Origin of the sequence: Massilia sp. GCM10023247, assembly GCF_042653325.1 — a bacterium.
Taxonomy (GTDB): Bacteria; Pseudomonadota; Gammaproteobacteria; order Burkholderiales; family Burkholderiaceae_D; genus Telluria.
The window spans coordinates 184362-200548 of record NZ_JBHSIB010000005.1; the positions used below are offsets into that span (position 1 = coordinate 184362).

The following is a 16187-nucleotide window of genomic DNA, read 5'->3' on the forward strand; positions in this document are numbered from 1 at the left end:
GGTGATGCTTGTCCGTAGGGTGGACGGCTCAGCCGTCCACGCGTTCAGCCATTGCTTGATCTCTCGCAAATGGGTTAGTACGGGTTGAACGCGTGGACGGGAGACCCGTCCACCCTACGTCCCTTCGCTTCAGGCCGCGCGTTTCTTGACGTTGCCGCTGAGCAGCTCCGCCTTGCGCACGCGGAATTCCTCGACTGCCTTTTCCTTCACATGGCCAAAGCCGCGGATCTGTTCCGGCAGGTTCGCCAGCTCGACCGCCTGGGCAATATTTGCGCCATTCAGGGACGGCAGCAGCGCCTCGATCATCGCACGGTATTCGGCAATCAGGGCGCGCTCCATCTTGCGCTCGGCGGTATGGCCGAACACGTCGAAGGCGCCGCCGCGCAGGCCCTTCAACTTCGCCAGCACCTTGAACACGCCGAACATCCACGGGCCGAATTCGGCTTTCATGAGCCGGCCCTTGGCGTCCTTCTTGGCGAACAGCGGCGGCGCCAGGTTGAACTTGAATGTGACGTCGCCTTCGAACTGGGATTTCACCTGTTCCATGAAGCGGCCGTCGGTGTACAGGCGCGCCACCTCGTACTCGTCCTTGTAGGCCATCAGCTTGAAGTAGTATTTCGCGACCGCCATCGACAGTTTATTGCCCAGGCCTTGCGCCGACTCGGCGGCGCGCACCTTGTCGACCAGCTCGGCGTAGACGGCGGCGTAGGCGGCGTCCTGGTAGGCGGTCAAGGCTTCGACGCGCTTCTTGACGACGGTTTCCAAACTCTGCGGCATCTGCACCAGCACCGCCTGGGTCGGCGTCGCGAGCTTCTCGACACGTTTGAAATCGACCGCGGCACGCCGGCCCCACAGGAAGCTCTTCTTGTTCGAAGCGACCGCCACGCCATTGAGTTCGATCGCGCGCATCAGCGACGCTTCGCTCAGCGGAATGCGGCCCTTCTGCCAGGCGTAACCCATCAGGAACAGGTTGGTCGCGATCGAGTCGCCCATCAGCGCGGTCGCCAGCTTGGTCGCATCGATAAAATCGGCGCCGGCGCTGCCGCCGACGGCCTCATTGATCAGGCCGCGCACGTCCTCGGCCGGGAACTGCCAGTCGGCGTTCTGGGCAAACGTGCCGGTCGGCTGCTCGTGCAGGTTGACGATGGCCAGCGTGCGGCCCGGGCGCATCTTCGAGATCGCGTCGGCCGCGCCGGTGGTCAGCATGTCGCAGCCCAGCACGAGGTCGGCTTCGCCGGTGGCGATGCGCTGGGCGCGCAGGCGCGCCGGGGACGCCGCGATCTTCACGTGCGAGGTGACGGAACCGTTCTTCTGGCTCATGCCGGTCATGTCCAGCACCGACGCACCCTTCGCTTCCAGGTGCGCGGCCATGCCCATCAGGGCGCCGACGGTGATCACGCCGGTGCCGCCGATGCCGTTGATCAGGATGTTATATGGATGCTCGACCGACGGCAGCACCGGTTCCGGCAGGGTGTCCCAGCCGTCGTTGCCGCCATCCTTCGATACGCCTGCCTTGCTCTTTTTCAGGTTGCCGCCCTCGACCGTGACGAAACTCGGGCAGAAGCCTTTGACGCACGAATAATCCTTGTTGCAGGACGACTGGTCGATGCTGCGCTTGCGGCCGAAATCCGTTTCTTTCGGCAGGATCGAGACGCAGTTCGACTGGATGCCGCAGTCGCCGCAGCCTTCGCAGACGGCTTCGTTGATGACCATGCGCTTGTTCGGGTCGGCAAATTCTCCCTTTTTGCGGCGGCGGCGCTTTTCGGCGGCGCAGGTCTGGTCGTAGATGATGACCGATACGCCCGGCAAGTCGCGCAGTTCGCGCTGGATGTCGTCCATCTCCTTGCGGTCGTGCAGGGTCACCAGGCTCGGGAGTGCGGAGCGGTCGGCATAGCGCGACAGGTCTTCGGTGACGAGCGCGATGCGTTTCACGCCCTCGGCCGCCATCTGCTGGGCGATCATCGGCACCGAGGTCTGGCCGTCGACCGGCTGGCCGCCGGTCATCGCGACCGCGTCGTTGTACAGGATTTTATAGGTGATGTTGACCTTGGCCGAGACCGCCGCGCGCACCGCCAGGTAGCCCGAGTGGAAGTAGGTGCCGTCGCCCAGGTTCTGGAACACGTGCGGCACCTTCGAGAACGCGGCCTGGCCGATCCAGGGCGCGCCTTCGCCGCCCATGTGGGTGGTCAGCTTGTTCATCTCGGGGTAGATCGAGGTCGCCATCACGTGACAGCCGATGCCGGCCAGCGCGAACGAGCCGTCCGGCACCTTGGTCGAGGTGTTGTGCGGGCAGCCGGAGCAGTAGAAGGCGGGGCGGAACGGGGTCGTGATGGCCTTTTGCAGCACGGCGTCCTTGGCGTCGAGGAAGGCCAGGCGCGCGCGGATCAAGTCACGGGTCGCTGCGTCGTCGATCAGGCGGGAAATGCGGCCGGCGATCACGCGCGCCACCTGGGCGACCGAAAAATCGGCTTTCGGCGGCAGCAGCCAGTCGCCGCGCGGGGCGACCCACTCTCCCTTGTCGTCGAACTTGCCGATGATGTGCGGGCGCACGTCGTCGCGCCAGTTGTACAGCTGTTCCTTCAACTGGTATTCGACGACTTGCCGCTTTTCTTCGACCACCAGGATCTCGTCGAGGCCTTGCGCGAATTCGCGCACGCCTTCCGGCTCGAGCGGCCAGATCATGGCGACCTTGAACAGGCGCAGGCCGACTTTCGCGGCCATCGCTTCGTCGATGCCGAGTTCTTCCAGCGCCTCGAGGACGTCGAGGTAGGACTTGCCGGAGGCGATGATGCCGAGCTTGGCGTTCGGGCTGTCGATCGTCGTGTGATTGAGCTTGTTTTCGCGGGCGTAGGCCAGCGCCGCGTAGATTTTATAGTCCTGCATCAGCGCTTCCTGCGCGCGTGCCTGCTGGCCCAGCGGCACCGAGGACAGGCGCGTGTTCAGGCCGCCTTCTGGAATGACGAAATCCTGCGGCAGTTTCACCTGCACGCGGTGCGGATCGGCGTCGACCGAGGCGCTCGATTCGACCGTGTCGGCCAGCGCCTTGAAGGCGACGGCACAGCCGGAGAAGCGCGACATGGCCCAGCCGTGCACGCCCAGGTCCAGGTATTCCTGCACGTTACACGGGTAGAGCACGGGGATCATGCAGGCCGAGAAGATGTGGTCGGACTGGTGCGGCAGGGTCGACGAATAGGCGCCGTGGTCGTCGCCGGCCACCAGCAGCACGCCGCCGTTCCTGGCGGTGCCGGCATGGTTCATGTGTTTAAACACGTCGCCGCAGCGGTCCACGCCCGGGCCCTTGCCGTACCACATGGCGAACACGCCGTCGTACTTCGTCGGGCCGATCAGGTCGACCGTTTGCGTGCCCCAGACGGCGGTGGCGGCCAGATCCTCGTTTACGCCCGGCACGAACTGCACGTGGCTCGCTTCCAGGTGACCCTTGGCCTTCCACAGCGTCTCGTCCAGGCCGCCCAGCGGCGAGCCGCGGTAGCCGGAAACGAAGCCGGCCGTGTTCAGGCCGGCGGCGGCGTCGCGCTCGCGCTGCATCATCGGCAGGCGCACCAGCGCCTGGATACCCGACAGGAAGATGTTGCCCGATTTCGCGGTGTATTTGTCGTCGAGAGTGACGGTAGTGAGGCGGGACGAGGCGTCCTGCGCGGCAGCGTGCGGCGCGACGGTATCGGGCATGTAGGTCTCCAAGATCATTGGGTGTCGTATCCGCCAGCTGCGGCGCCGGATAAGCGGCCTTCGTGGCGGGAGTTGCCGCTGGTGGGCGGCATAGTCTGGATAGACAGGGGTCTATCGGTCGGCGTGGAGTGTAGGGGCTGGCCCCAGGGAAGGGAAATAGGGAATGCGGATGGGGGTATAAGAAAAAATGATGGCTGTTATTCACGCAGGCGCGCGCCCGGCCACTCCCCATTTTCGCAGAGCATTTCCGTGACCTGGCGTACCAGCCGGCTGATCGCCATGGCCGCATTCGTCAGCGGGATATTGCGCGAGGAACACAGTGTGACGTGGCGCCGGATTGGCGGATCGCGCAGCGGGGTGGCGACCAGGCTGCCGGACGCGATCTCGGCGCGCAGGGGCGCCAGCGGCAGCAGGGTCGCGCCCATGTCCGCCAGCAGCGCCGACTTCAGGATGGCGATCGAGTTGATTTCGATGATGTTCGAGAGTGCCAGCCCGGCGCCGGTGGCGGCCTGTTCGATCAGCGGACGCACGCCATGCTGCTGCGCCGGCAGGATCAAGGGACTGGCGAGGGCGGCGCCGAGCGTGACCGAGGTCTGCGGCGGCACCCAGTTCGATCCGGCGCGGCAGATGTACACCAGGTCTTCCTCGACCAGGGGCATGGTCTCGAAGCCGCCGAGCTGGGCATCGTCGAACAGCACGGCCAGGTTGAGGCGCCCGGATTTGAGCTGCTCGGTCAGGCTGCCCGAGATTTCCTCGGTCAGCTGCAGGGTGATCTCGGGGTAGGTCGTGCGCGCGGCGGTCAGGAGGGGCAGGGCCAGCGCGCCGGAAATGCTGTGCGGCAGGCCGAGCGTGACGCTGCCGGAAGGGCGCGTAGTCAATTGCGTGACGGCGGATTTGGCATCCGCCACCTGCTTCAGGATGGCCTGCGCGTGCTCATAGAAGACTTTGCCGGCATCGGTGCTGAGTACGCCATGAGCAGAGCGATGCAAGAGCTGGGCGCCGAGTTCTTCCTCGAGCTGGCGCAGTTGCTGGGTGAGCGCAGGCTGCGCCACGTGCAGCACCTGGGCGGCGCGCGACAGTGAGCCGTGGTCGACGATGGCAACGAAATAGCGGAGCTGGCGTAATTCCATGGGAGATATTTGTGGCTGGTTGCAACAATCGGATGACAAGAAGTTTATGTGGGGAAACTTAATTGCTATACTGCATGGCCGCCGTGGTGTTGGCGCAGATTAACATATCGTCGGATGCTAGCAATGCTCAAGAAAATCGATTCCTCCCAGCTGCGCGTAGGCATGGCCATCCACGACCTCGATTGCGGCTGGATGGAGCACCCGTTCATGCGCGCCAGGTTCGTCCTGAGCAGCGAGGAGGAGATCCGCAAGATTACCCGTGCCGGCATCCGCAGCCTCGTCATCGATTGCACGAAGGGCGTCGATGTCGAGGCGCCGACACTGGCCGAAGCCCAGGCGAGCACGGAAGCGGAGGTGACGGCGATTGCCGCCAAGCCGGTCAAGCCGGTGCGCGCCACGCTGGGCGACGAAATGCAGCGCGCCGTCGGCATCCGGCGCCAGGCGGTCAACCTGGTGCGCACCGTGATGCAGGACGCGCGCCTGGGCAAGGCGGTCGAGATGGACAAGGTGTCGCCCGTCGTCGAGAACATCACCGAGTCGATCCTGCGCAATTCAGGCGCCTTGCTCAGCCTGCTTCGCATCAAGACCAAGGACGATTACACCTTCCTCCACTCGGTCAGTGTCTGCACCTTGCTGGTCGCCTTCTGCCGCTCGCGCGGGATGGACGAGGAAACGATCTACCAGGCCGGTATCGGCGGCCTGGTGCACGATACCGGCAAGGCGCTGGTGCCGGACGCGATCTTGAACAAGCCCGGCCGTCTCACCGACGAGGAATTCGCGATCATCAAGCGCCATCCGCGCGACGGCTACGACATTTTGCGCCGCACGCCCGGCATCGGCCCGATCCCGCTCGACATCACGCTGCACCACCACGAGCGGCGCGACGGCAGTGGTTATCCGGAAATGCAGAACGAGACCGAGATTTCGGAACTGGCGCAGATGGCGGCGATCGTTGACGTGTACGACGCGATTACGTCCGATCGCTGCTACCACAAGGGCATGGCGGCGGCCGATGCGCTGCGCAAGATCTACGAGTGGAGCAAATTCCACTTCAACCCAAGTCTGGCCCAGGAATTCATGCGTTGCGTCGGCATTTATCCGGTCGGCACGATGGTGATGCTGGAGTCGGGGCGTCTCGGTGTCGTGGTCGAGCCGCACGAGACGAACCTGCTCACGCCGAAGGTGAATGTGTTCTTCAATACGAAGAGCGAGACGTATATCCGCCCGGAGCTGCTCGACCTGTCGCGCGGCTTCGGCTTCGGCGGCGGCGACAAGATCGTGCGCCACGAGTCGCCTGCCAAGTGGCGTGTCGACCCCGACAAGTTCCTGGTCCTGCCCTGACCGACGTCCTCAGAAAAACTCGGCGGTATCGTTCGATGCGACCGTCTTGAGCAGGCCGCGCTCGACCAGCTCGTCGTAGTGGCAGGCCTGGTTGCGGCCATTGGTCTTGGCGTAGTACAGGGCCTGGTCGGCATGGCCGAGCGTGACGACCGGCGAGTCGTGGGGACTGATGCTGACGAACCCGATGCTCACCGTCACCTTGCCGACCTGCGGGAAGACGTAGGACTCGATGTTCGTGCGGAAGCGGTCGATGATGCGACGCGCGTGCTCCAGCGTGGTCGAACGCAGCAGGATGACGAATTCCTCGCCGCCGAAACGAAATACCCGGTCCCGTGAGCGGAACGAGGCCTGCAGCTGGTTGGCGATCAGGATCAGCACCTCGTCGCCGTACAGGTGGCCGAACGTGTCGTTCACCATCTTGAAATGGTCGACGTCGACGACCGCCAGCCATCCCTTTTCTTCGCCCTGGCTGCAGCGCCGTTCCGGCTGGCCCGGCAGCGGCGGTTCCTGCTCCGGCGGGCAGTGCAGCATGCGCGCGAGCTGGTCTTCGAAGGTCTTGCGGTTGAGCAGGCCGGTGAGGGAGTCGCGCTCGCTATAGTCGAGCAGGTTCTGGAAGTTGCGGTAGACACCGACGATGCCGGCGATGGTGTGGATGGTGGCGGAACGGAAAGGTGCATGGCGCACGATCTCGAGGCAGGTGTCAGCCTTGTCGCCGAGCCAGATCGGCAGCCACAGGGTACGCGTGGTCCCCGGACCGCAGGCCCGGGCGCTCGTCTCGCGGCGCGCCAGGCAGGCAGCGAGCTCGGGAAAGGCTTCCAGCGGCTGGCCGGACGTGGCGCTGTCGTGTGCGTCTTCGATGCGGGCACGCTTGCCGGCACCGATACTGGCCCGCACCCGGACCCAGGTCCGATCGCCGACCGTCGAGATGGACCAGACCCGTGTCTGCGCAGCGGCAGCCAATTCCTGCACCGCCGACACCACCGAGATGTCGAGCATCGCGTGATCGCGGTGACCGGTCATGTCCACCATGTGTTTCAGAAGCGAATCCATGTCGTTCTCAGTAGGTAATCAGCCGCCTGCCACCCAAGTTTGCCTCTCTTGCAACACTGCAATTTCCGAAGGGCAAGAGAAACAGGATAATCCTTTTTTGTTATCGCGGCAATAATTCCGCCTCTTTTTCTGGCATTGGACGCGACTGGCGAGCCAACACACGATCTGGATCAATAGTTTCCCTTGGCAAACAATTCACACAGGAAAGCTTGCTTACAGTCAACTTGCCGTGCGGCATCATCTTTTATAGTGAACTCACTGAAACGGAAACGACAAGGCGCAGTCAGCCGAGTCAAGGGAAGTTTCCTGCCGCTTCAGGGTTGTTCTTATAAACCACCATATGGAGTTTGTCATGAAAACGATCTTTACTGCTGTGCAAGCTTTCGTTGCTGACGAAGACGGTGTGACGGCCATCGAATACGGCCTGATCGCTGCCCTCATCGGCGTCGCGATGGCTACCACGGCCGGGCTCTTGGGCGATCAGATCGAGGCGACCTTCGACAAGGTGAAAGTCGCGCTGGAAAATGCGTTGAAGTAATCGCTTGAGTTCGCCCTCCGGACCCCGGTCCGGAGGGCTTTTTTTTTTATGGAGAGTGCGATCATGCCCATCGCTACCTGGCTGGACCTGTCGCTGCTGGTCCTGGTCGTTTCCGCCGCGATCATCGACCTGGCGATACGAAAGATTCCGAATCTTCTGCTGTTGGGAGGCTGGTGCGCTGCGTTGGTCATCCATTTTTATTCGCCTGCACCGGCCACCGCCATCGGCCAGGCATTGGGCGGGGCCGCGATTGGCTTTGCCTTGTTCCTTCCCCTGTATGCAGTCCGCGGCATGGCTGCCGGGGACGTGAAGCTGATGGCCACTGTCGGCCTGTTCCTCGGACCCTCCCAGACCTTGTACGCCTGCATCCTGACTTGGTGCATCGGCGGTGCGATGGCGCTGGTCATCATCCTGTTTACGCGTCGCTGGTCAGCTGCCTACGCCAACCTGCGCGACATGTTGTTGCCCTTGTTGCTAAGGCTGGGGCCGCCGGAGCCAGGAAGTACGCCGGCCCGCAAAAGTGTCGGCTCGATGCCATACGGCCTGGCGATCGCCCTGAGCACACTTTGGTTGTTAGCACAAAGTCATCATCCGTAAAGGTAACAGCTTGCTGCCGCTCAATGGCGACAAAGGTCTGGTAGCTAGAATGAATTCAATGGTTTCGAAGAATTACTCTGCTGAATACGAGGGGAAATAGCATGAGCGAAGCGTTGTCGTTCGCAGCGTCTGGTAGCGCGTCCGGGACGGCTTCCCGCACCGCGGCGTCCGCTGCGCCGGGCGAGCTGGAGGTTGCGGCAACGCTGCCGCGCCAGCCCAGGACGGTCAGCGATACCGGACTTGAACTGCGCCTGATTTCTGCCCTCGTGCTCAAGACCTTGCACGCCACCGGACGCGCGCCGCTGCCGCTGCTGGCCGGGAAACTGCGCCTGTCCGTCAGTGTGCTGCGCGAGGTGTTGAACGTCCTGACGGCCGATCAGCAGACCGAGGTCGCCTGGTCGCGCGACTCCGACATCGACGTGCAATACCAGTTGACCCCGATCGGCCAGCGCGCTGCACTGGCCTGCCTGGAAGAGTGCCGCTACGTCGGCCCGGCGCCGGTGACACTGGCTTCGTATCGGGCGATGGTCGAGCGCCAGTCCTTGCGCCAGGCGCTGCCGGGCCGCCAGGGAACGGCGTCGCCCGGGCGCGGCCCGACGCCCGGCGAACTGGCCGACGTGCTGGCTGACGATGGGCTCGATCCCGTCGTGCGTGAAGTGCTCGGCGCCGCCCTCCATGCGCAGCGTCCGCTGCTCTTGCACGGCCCGACCGGGTCCGGCAAGACGACCCTGGCACGCAAGCTGGCGCGCCTGCTGCCAGGCGCGGTCGCGGTACCGTACGCGCTCCTGATCGAGGGCCATATCGTCCCGTTTCACGATCCGCTGCGCCATCCGGCGCCACTGCCGCAGGGACGCCAGCAGGAAGAGCGGCGCAGCTGCGACGCGCGCTGGGCGATCTGCCAGCGTCCGCTGGTGCACGTTGGCGCGGAACTCGACGCGTCCATGCTCACCCTGCGTCCCGACCCCGACAGCGGCATCCATCACGCGCCGCTGCAACTGCAGGCCAATAACGGCATCTTCATCATCGATGATCTCGGCCGCGGCCGCCTGCCGGTGGCCGAACTGCTCGCCGGCTGGCTCGGCGCGCTCGACGGCGGTCCGGCGCGCGCGGTGGCGGGCGGACACGGCGAGACCGTGCCATTCGACGCGATGCTTGTCTTCATCACCAATGCGGCGCCGGCGAGCGTCTTCGAACCGGCCTTCCTGCGCCGCATCGGCTACCGCGTCGGCCTCGGGCCGTTGGCTGAGCCGGCCTATCGGGCGATGTTGCGCCGCGCCTGCCGGCTGCACGGCGTCGATTGCGAGGAAACCGTGATCGATCACCTGGTCACGCGGCTGCACCATGCCGGCGGCGTGCCGCTGCTGGCCTGTTATCCGCACGACCTGCTCGACCGGGTACTTGATTTCGCCGGTTTTGCCGGCACCGAACCACGCTTGACGATCGCTGCCCTGGAGCAGGCGTGGAACAGCATGACCAACGGCAGCGTCCCGGCCTCGTGCCACGTCGCAGGAATCGACCAATGAAAAACAAGCGCGCTCTCGTCGTGATGGCGGTTGCCATCCTGTTCGGCCTGACGGCCGTGGTCCTCGCTTCGCGCTGGCTGTTGATGCAGCCCAGCACAAGTAGCGGACACATCGTGGTGGCGGCCACCGATATCAGCCTTGGCCAGCGCCTCGCTCCGGAGATGGTCAAGCTGGCCGAGTGGCCCGCCGACAGCGTGCCGAAGGGCGCCTTTGCGGACCCGCAGAAACTTGCCGGACGCGTCCTGAAAAGCAGCGTGCTCGCCGGCGAACCGCTCAGCGAAGTGAAACTGGCGCCGGTCGGTACGCTGGGCGGCCTGTCGGCCCTGATCACCGAAGGCAAGCGCGCTATCACGGTACGCGTCAACGACGTCATCGGCGTGGCCGGCTTTACGCTGCCGGGCAACTACGTCGACATCATCGTCAGCACCGAAAAGGATGCGAACCCGGAAGCGGGTGGGCGCGAGCAGAGCATCTCCAAGATCGTGCTCGAGCGCATCCTGGTGCTGGCGGTGGCGCAGGAGGTCAACCGCGACGAGACCAAGCCGCGTGTCGTCAACGCCGTCACGCTGGAAGTGACGCCGGAACAGGCCGAAAAACTCGACCTGGCGCGCAGTGTCGGCACCTTGTCGCTGGCGCTGCGTAACCAGGTCGATCCGCAATCGGCCCAGACCGAGGGCGCGACCAAACTGACCCTGTTGCCGAACGCGCCCATCGTCAAGCCGGTCATCCCGGCAAAACCGGCCGCTGCGCCGCGCCGCCCCGAGAAGCCTGCCGTGCACCGGGTTGCGACGCCACCCGTGCGGCGCAACTGCGTCACCGTCATCAACGGCCTGCATTCCTCGCAAGAGTGCTTCTGATCCCTTTACCGTGTCAGGTGAAACCATGAACACATGCCCAAACAAGTCACGCCAACCGAACGCGGAATCGCATGCGGTGCGACGTCCCTTGCTGCGTCACGTCGTCCTCGGCTGCATGGCGCTGGTGCTGGCAAGTGGCGCACAAGGCGCGCGCCCGGCCGCGCAATCCGACCTCGTCGCCGCTGCCGGGGAGCGCACCGAAATAGGCCCGCGCTGCAAAGGCGAAGCCGCGCGTCCGGCCCAGGTCGCGCTTCAAATGGGCAAGTCGACGCTGATGCGGCTGCCGGAGCCGGTCCAGAACCGCAGCGTCGGCAACCCGGGCGTCGTGCAGGCGATGCTGGTTGCACCGGATACGATGTACATCGCCGGGGTCGACGTCGGCACGACCAACATGATCGTGCAGGGACGCAGCGGCCTGTGCAGCGTGCTCGACATCACGGTCGCCATGGACCCGACCGCACTGCAGGCCACGCTCGCCGCCGTCATGCCGGAAGAAAAAGAGATCCGGGTCCTGGCTGCAGCCGATTCGCTGGTGCTGACCGGGACCGTCAGCGATGCCTCGGCGGCGGCACGCGCCGTCGAGCTGGCGACCGCCTACGTGCGCCGCCCGTTGCGCGCGCTGAGCGCGGTGCCGAAGGAGCTGGAGCCGAAATCCGGCGGCGCAGGCGCCACCGTCGCCAGTGCGGAAGTACGCGTAGTAAACATGCTGAGCGTGAGCGCACCGCAGCAAGTGCAGCTCGAGGTCAAGATTGCCGAGGTCTCCAAAACCCTGCTGGAACGGCTTGAGGCCGGCGCCACCTGGCGCTTCTCGCCAGGCAGCTGGGCCGCTGCCCTGACATCGAATTTTTTGAGCGGCACGCTTGGCGCAAGACTGGGCGCAGGCCGCGACACCGGCAAGGGCGTCGTCTTGGATGCCCAGACGCAAGACGGCCTGATCCGTGTGCTGGCCGAGCCGAACGTGATGGCGATCAGCGGCCAGGAAGGCAGCTTCCTCGCCGGCGGCAAGTTTTATATTCCCGTGGCGCAGGACAACAACAAGGTCACGCTGGAAGAAAAGGAGTTCGGCGTGGGCCTGCGCTTTACCCCAACCGTGCTCAGCGGTGGGCGGATCAACCTGCGCGTGGCGCCTGAGGTATCGGAATTGTCGCGCGAAGGCATCGGCATCAACGCCGCCGGCATTTCCGCCACGGCGATCATGCCGGTTGTGACGACACGCCGGGCCAGCACGACGGTGCAACTGTATGACGGCCAAAGCTTTGCCATCGGCGGGCTGATCAAGAACAACCTCATCACCAACCTGAAGGGCTTGCCGGGGCTGGGCGAAGTGCCGGTACTGGGGGCGCTGTTTCGCAGCACCGACTTCCAGCAGGACCGCACCGAGCTGGTCTTCGTGATCACCGCGCGCCTGGTCAAGCCGCTCACGGCCACCGGCTACGCGCTGCCGACCGATGGCGTCGATGCCCCCTCGCGCGCTGCCCTGATGCTCGGTGGGCGCCTTGAGGGCGCCCCCACGGCGAAGCCGCCGGCCGCGCGTATAAGCCAGAGCGTCGACGGTTTCGAACTCAAATAGGAGGCGGCAATGGTAACCAAGACAATCGCATGGATCGCAGTGTTCGCGCTGCTGCAGGGCTGTTCGACTGCGCCGCGCTTCGAGAAGAATTTCGGTTCCGCCGTACGGGCCAACATGGCCGCGCAAACGGTCGACCCGCGCGGGGCGGGCAACGCCAACGCGGCCAGCGGCATCGACGGACCGGCCGCGCGCGCTGCGCATGAGCGCTACCAGCGCTCCTTTGTCCAACCCGAAAGCGGCGCGCAAGCACCGTTACTCAACACGCTAGGCAGCGGGCAATGAGGCTTCGCGGCTGACCTGTTCTGCTTTCTTTTCCAGTGCTTCGACAAGGACCGTCATGAAAGCCCTTTTGATCAGTCGCGACAGCCTGCTGTTTGCCGAGCTTGCGTCCCAGGGAGCGGCTCGCGTGCCGCCGCTGAACGTGGCCAACAGCCGGGTGTCGATGCGCGAGGCGCTCGAGCGGCCACTGGGGGAGGCGCCAGGACTGGTCCTGGTCGACGCCAGCGAAGGCGCGCTTGACGACGCCGACCTGCTCGAACGCCTGGCGCGCCAGTATCCGGACGCGCAATTCATGCTGCTGACCAGCCAGCACCAGCCAGAATTCCTGATCCGCGCGATGCGCGCGGGCGTGCGCGAGGTACTGCAATTGCCGCTGGTGCACCGCGCCTTCCACGAGGCGATGGACCGCATTGCCACGGCCGCCGGCGTCTCCCAGCTGCGCGAGGGCAAGGTGCTGGCCTTCATCGCCTGCAAGGGCGGCAGCGGCGCGACCTTCATCTCGACCAACTTCGGCTATGCACTGGCCACACTGGCCGAGAAGAAGGTGCTGCTGATCGACCTCCACGGCCAGTTCGGCGACGCTGCCTTGTACGTATCGGACCAGAAGCCGGCCATGACCCTGTCCGACGTATGCGAGCAGATCGCGCGCATCGACGGTCCTTTTCTCGACTCTTGCCTGGTGCACGTCACGCGGGGTTTCGGGGTGCTGGCCGCGGCCGACGATCCGTCGCAGACCAAGGAAGCCAAACCCGAGCATATCGACGCCATCCTGCGCGTCGCGCGCCAGCACTACGATTACATCGTGCTCGACGTCGGGCGCCAGATCGACGCCGTGTCGCTGCGCGCGCTCGACAGCACCGACACCATCTACCCGGTGCTGCAACTGGCGCTGCCCGACATCCGCGACGCCCGCCGCCTGCTCGATATCTTCCGTTCGCTCGGCTACCCGCTCGAGACGATCCGGTTGATCGTCAACCGCTACGAAAAAGGCGGCCGCCTGCGCCTGCCCGACCTGCACGCGGCGCTCGGCTGCGAGGTCGTGCACACCGTGCCGAACGATTACGTGGCCGTCACCGATTCCGTCAACCAGGGTGTGCCGGTACTCGAACTGTCGCGCGCGAGCGCAGCGGCACGCAGCCTGGCCGACCTGGTCGAGCTGGTCACCGCGCGGCGCGCTCCCGAAACCCGTGGCTTGCTCGACCGCCTGTTCGGCCGAGGCGAGGCCGACTACTAATCTGCAAGGAGGAACCATGTCGCTGCGCGAACGCCTTTCCGTCACGGACGACGACCGCAAGGCCAGCGTATTGCCGGCCGAGGCCAGCAACGGGGCCTACCAGGAGCTGAAAAGAACGATGCACCAGATGATCCTCGACCGGATCGACCTGGAGCGCCTGAAGCGCCTGACTGCCGAGCAATTCAAGCACGAACTGGCGCTGCTGATCCAGCGCATCATCGAAGAAGAACGCATCGTCCTCAACCAGCACGAACGCCACAACCTCGTGCTCGACATCCAGCACGAAATGCTGGGCTTCGGACCGCTCGAGCCACTGCTGACCGACCCGACCGTGTCCGACATCCTGGTCAACACCGCCAGCCGCGTCTACGTCGAGCGGCGCGGCAAGCTGGAGCTGACCGACATCACTTTCCACGACAACGCGCACCTGATGAAGATCATCGAGAAGATCGTCTCGCGCGTGGGGCGCCGCGTCGACGAGTCGAGCCCGATGGTCGACGCCCGCCTGCCGGACGGCTCGCGCGTGAACGCCATCATTCCGCCGTTGGCGGTCGATGGACCGATCCTGTCGATCCGGCGTTTCAGCGCGACGCCGCTGACGGTGCAGAACCTGCTCGAGTACAAGAGCCTGACGCCGCCGATGGTCAAGGTGTTGCAGGGCTTGGGCATGGCCAAGATCAACATCCTGATCTCGGGCGGTACCGGCAGCGGCAAGACGACGCTGCTCAATCTGCTGTCGGGCTTCATCCCGGCCAACGAGCGCCTCGTCACGATCGAAGACGCGGCGGAACTGCAGTTGCGCCAGCCGCACGTGGTCCGCCTCGAAACGCGCCCGTCGAACATCGAGGGCAAGGGCGAAGTCACCCAGCGCGCGCTGGTCAAGAACGCGTTACGCATGCGCCCGGACCGCATCATCCTCGGCGAAGTGCGCGGTGCCGAGGCGCTCGACATGCTGCAGGCGATGAATACCGGCCACGAAGGCTCGCTCGCGACGATCCACTCGAACACCCCGCGCGACGCCCTGGCACGCCTTGAGAACATGGTCGGCATGGCCGGGGCCAACCTGACCCCACGCGCGATCCGCCAGCAGATCTGCTCGGCGGTAACGGTGGTGGTCCAGGCTTCGCGCCTGATCGACGGCGGCCGCAAGCTGATCAGCGTCCAGGAGATCACGGGCATGGAAGGCGACATCATCTCGATGCAGGAAATCTTCCGTTTCGAGCAGACCGGCGTCGACCGCGACGGCAAGGTGCTGGGCCATTTCTCTGCCACGGGGGTGCGGCCGCGCTTTGCCGACCGCCTCAAGATGTACGGCGTCGACATCCCCGACGACACCTTCAATCCTGACCGCATCTACCAATGAACCGGCAGGCCTAGCCTGCAGTGGAGCCGCTCCATGGACCTGCTTTTCTACAGCTTCACCGTCTTCCTGTTTGCCGCCGTTATCCTCCTGATCGAGGGCGTCTATCTATGGTGGTCGAGCACCTACGGCAGGGCCGCGCAACGCATCGCACGCCGCTTGCAGGTCATGTCGGGCGGCGCCGGGCGAGCCGGAGAACGCATCTCGATCCTCAAGCAGCGCCGGTTCAGCGTCCATGACGGATTCGATCGCCTGCTGCAGCAGATTGCGCCACTCCAGCGGCTCGATGGCCTGCTGGTGCAGGCCGGCAGCAAGCTGACGGTCGAGCGCTTCCTCGGCTGCTCCCTGGCATCCTTTCTCGTGGTCTTCGTGGCCAGCGCGCGCTGGCCGTTGCCGCCGGGAGGACGCATCCTGCTGGCGCTGTTGGCGTTCGCGGTGCCGTACTGCCTGCTGCGGCGCGCCCGCACGCAGCGCTTGCGCCGCATCGAATACCAGCTGCCGGACGCCGCCGACTTCATCGCGCGCGCCCTGCGCGCCGGGCATTCCTTCACCAACGTGCTGCAAATCGTCGGCAACGAACTGCCCGAGCCGCTAAGCAGCGAGTTTCGCGTCGCACGCGAGGAAATCAATTACGGCGTGCCGATGGACGAAGCCCTGCACAACATGGCCCGCCGCATTCCCCTGACCGACCTGCGCTACCTGATCATCGCGGTGCTGATCCAGCGCGAGTCGGGCGGCAACCTGGCCGAGATCCTCGGCAATATCAGCACCATCATCCGCAGCCGCCTGAAGCTGGTGGCCCAGGTGCGCGTGCTGTCGGCCGAAGGCCGCATGTCGGCCTGGATTCTCGGCCTGCTGCCGTTTGCCGTCGCATTGATGCTGACGCTGGTCAACCCGGGCTACGTCAGCGTGCTGTGGACCGACCCGAGCGGGGTGCGCTTGCTCTGGTACGCCGCCGGCATGATCTTGTTCGGGGTGGTGTGGCTGCGCAGGGTCATCCGGATTCGCGTCTGAGGAGCTG

Annotated in this window: 13 protein-coding genes; 10 read left to right on the top strand and 3 right to left on the bottom strand. The window is 65.0% G+C overall.

Going from position 1 to position 16187, the window contains the following annotated elements:
• Window positions 1-129: 129 nt before the first annotated feature.
• The gene (locus ACFPAH_RS02240; RefSeq protein ID WP_379739978.1) at window positions 130-3687 is read right to left on the bottom strand and encodes an indolepyruvate ferredoxin oxidoreductase family protein; all 3558 of its coding nucleotides are present in this window, start codon (window positions 3685-3687) and stop codon (window positions 130-132) included.
• Between the two features lie 197 nt (window positions 3688-3884).
• The gene (locus ACFPAH_RS02245) at window positions 3885-4817 is read right to left on the bottom strand and encodes a LysR substrate-binding domain-containing protein (protein ID WP_379739981.1); all 933 of its coding nucleotides are present in this window, start codon (window positions 4815-4817) and stop codon (window positions 3885-3887) included.
• A 123-nt stretch (window positions 4818-4940) separates the two neighbouring features.
• Between ACFPAH_RS02245 and ACFPAH_RS02250 the strand changes: the two genes are divergently transcribed.
• Entirely contained in the window at window positions 4941-6158 is a 1218-nt protein-coding gene (locus tag ACFPAH_RS02250; protein WP_379739984.1) for an HD-GYP domain-containing protein, read from the top strand.
• 9 nt (window positions 6159-6167) lie between these two features.
• Here the strand turns inward: ACFPAH_RS02250 and ACFPAH_RS02255 are convergent, their stop codons facing one another.
• On the bottom strand, window positions 6168-7208 hold the full coding sequence (locus ACFPAH_RS02255) for a GGDEF domain-containing protein (protein WP_379739986.1): 1041 nt from the start codon (window positions 7206-7208) through the stop codon (window positions 6168-6170).
• 352 nt (window positions 7209-7560) lie between these two features.
• On the opposite strand from ACFPAH_RS02255, the gene ACFPAH_RS02260 reads away from it, so the two are divergent.
• The 9 genes from ACFPAH_RS02260 (at window position 7561) to ACFPAH_RS02300 (ending at window position 16180) form a co-directional block, all read left to right on the top strand.
• Window positions 7561-7746, top strand: a complete 186-nt coding sequence (locus ACFPAH_RS02260) for a Flp family type IVb pilin (protein ID WP_379739989.1) — start codon at window positions 7561-7563, stop codon at window positions 7744-7746.
• A 63-nt stretch (window positions 7747-7809) separates the two neighbouring features.
• Window positions 7810-8343 (top strand): A24 family peptidase, encoded by a 534-nt coding sequence (locus ACFPAH_RS02265; protein WP_379739992.1) that lies wholly within the window; start codon window positions 7810-7812, stop codon window positions 8341-8343.
• 101 nt (window positions 8344-8444) lie between these two features.
• Window positions 8445-9866 (top strand): ATP-binding protein, encoded by a 1422-nt coding sequence (locus ACFPAH_RS02270; RefSeq protein ID WP_379739995.1) that lies wholly within the window; start codon window positions 8445-8447, stop codon window positions 9864-9866.
• Window positions 9863-10723, top strand: coding sequence for a Flp pilus assembly protein CpaB (gene cpaB, locus ACFPAH_RS02275; protein ID WP_379739998.1), 861 nt, complete (start codon window positions 9863-9865; stop codon window positions 10721-10723). The genes ACFPAH_RS02270 and cpaB overlap by 4 nt, the downstream gene beginning before the upstream one ends.
• Before the next feature lie 25 nt (window positions 10724-10748).
• On the top strand, window positions 10749-12293 hold the full coding sequence (locus tag ACFPAH_RS02280) for a type II and III secretion system protein family protein (RefSeq protein WP_379740001.1): 1545 nt from the start codon (window positions 10749-10751) through the stop codon (window positions 12291-12293).
• A 9-nt stretch (window positions 12294-12302) separates the two neighbouring features.
• Entirely contained in the window at window positions 12303-12575 is a 273-nt protein-coding gene (locus tag ACFPAH_RS02285; RefSeq protein WP_379740004.1) for a hypothetical protein, read from the top strand.
• Between the two features lie 55 nt (window positions 12576-12630).
• Window positions 12631-13806 (top strand): AAA family ATPase, encoded by a 1176-nt coding sequence (locus ACFPAH_RS02290; protein WP_379740007.1) that lies wholly within the window; start codon window positions 12631-12633, stop codon window positions 13804-13806.
• A 16-nt stretch (window positions 13807-13822) separates the two neighbouring features.
• The gene (locus ACFPAH_RS02295) at window positions 13823-15169 is read left to right on the top strand and encodes a CpaF family protein (RefSeq protein ID WP_379740010.1); all 1347 of its coding nucleotides are present in this window, start codon (window positions 13823-13825) and stop codon (window positions 15167-15169) included.
• A gap of 33 nt (window positions 15170-15202) precedes the next feature.
• Window positions 15203-16180 (top strand): type II secretion system F family protein, encoded by a 978-nt coding sequence (locus ACFPAH_RS02300; protein WP_379740013.1) that lies wholly within the window; start codon window positions 15203-15205, stop codon window positions 16178-16180.
• Window positions 16181-16187 lie beyond the last annotated feature (7 nt).

Coding starts and splice junctions, on each gene's coding strand:
- ACFPAH_RS02285 (WP_379740004.1), top strand. CDS start 12,303: ATGGTAACCAAGACAATCGCATGGATCGCAGTGTTCGCGCTGCTGCAG.
- ACFPAH_RS02270 (WP_379739995.1), top strand. CDS start 8,445: ATGAGCGAAGCGTTGTCGTTCGCAGCGTCTGGTAGCGCGTCCGGGACG.
- ACFPAH_RS02295 (WP_379740010.1), top strand. CDS start 13,823: ATGTCGCTGCGCGAACGCCTTTCCGTCACGGACGACGACCGCAAGGCC.
- ACFPAH_RS02245 (WP_379739981.1), bottom strand. CDS start 4,817: ATGGAATTACGCCAGCTCCGCTATTTCGTTGCCATCGTCGACCACGGC.
- ACFPAH_RS02250 (WP_379739984.1), top strand. CDS start 4,941: ATGCTCAAGAAAATCGATTCCTCCCAGCTGCGCGTAGGCATGGCCATC.
- ACFPAH_RS02260 (WP_379739989.1), top strand. CDS start 7,561: ATGAAAACGATCTTTACTGCTGTGCAAGCTTTCGTTGCTGACGAAGAC.
- ACFPAH_RS02290 (WP_379740007.1), top strand. CDS start 12,631: ATGAAAGCCCTTTTGATCAGTCGCGACAGCCTGCTGTTTGCCGAGCTT.
- ACFPAH_RS02300 (WP_379740013.1), top strand. CDS start 15,203: ATGGACCTGCTTTTCTACAGCTTCACCGTCTTCCTGTTTGCCGCCGTT.
- ACFPAH_RS02265 (WP_379739992.1), top strand. CDS start 7,810: ATGCCCATCGCTACCTGGCTGGACCTGTCGCTGCTGGTCCTGGTCGTT.
- ACFPAH_RS02255 (WP_379739986.1), bottom strand. CDS start 7,208: ATGGATTCGCTTCTGAAACACATGGTGGACATGACCGGTCACCGCGAT.
- ACFPAH_RS02240 (WP_379739978.1), bottom strand. CDS start 3,687: ATGCCCGATACCGTCGCGCCGCACGCTGCCGCGCAGGACGCCTCGTCC.
- cpaB (WP_379739998.1), top strand. CDS start 9,863: ATGAAAAACAAGCGCGCTCTCGTCGTGATGGCGGTTGCCATCCTGTTC.
- ACFPAH_RS02280 (WP_379740001.1), top strand. CDS start 10,749: ATGAACACATGCCCAAACAAGTCACGCCAACCGAACGCGGAATCGCAT.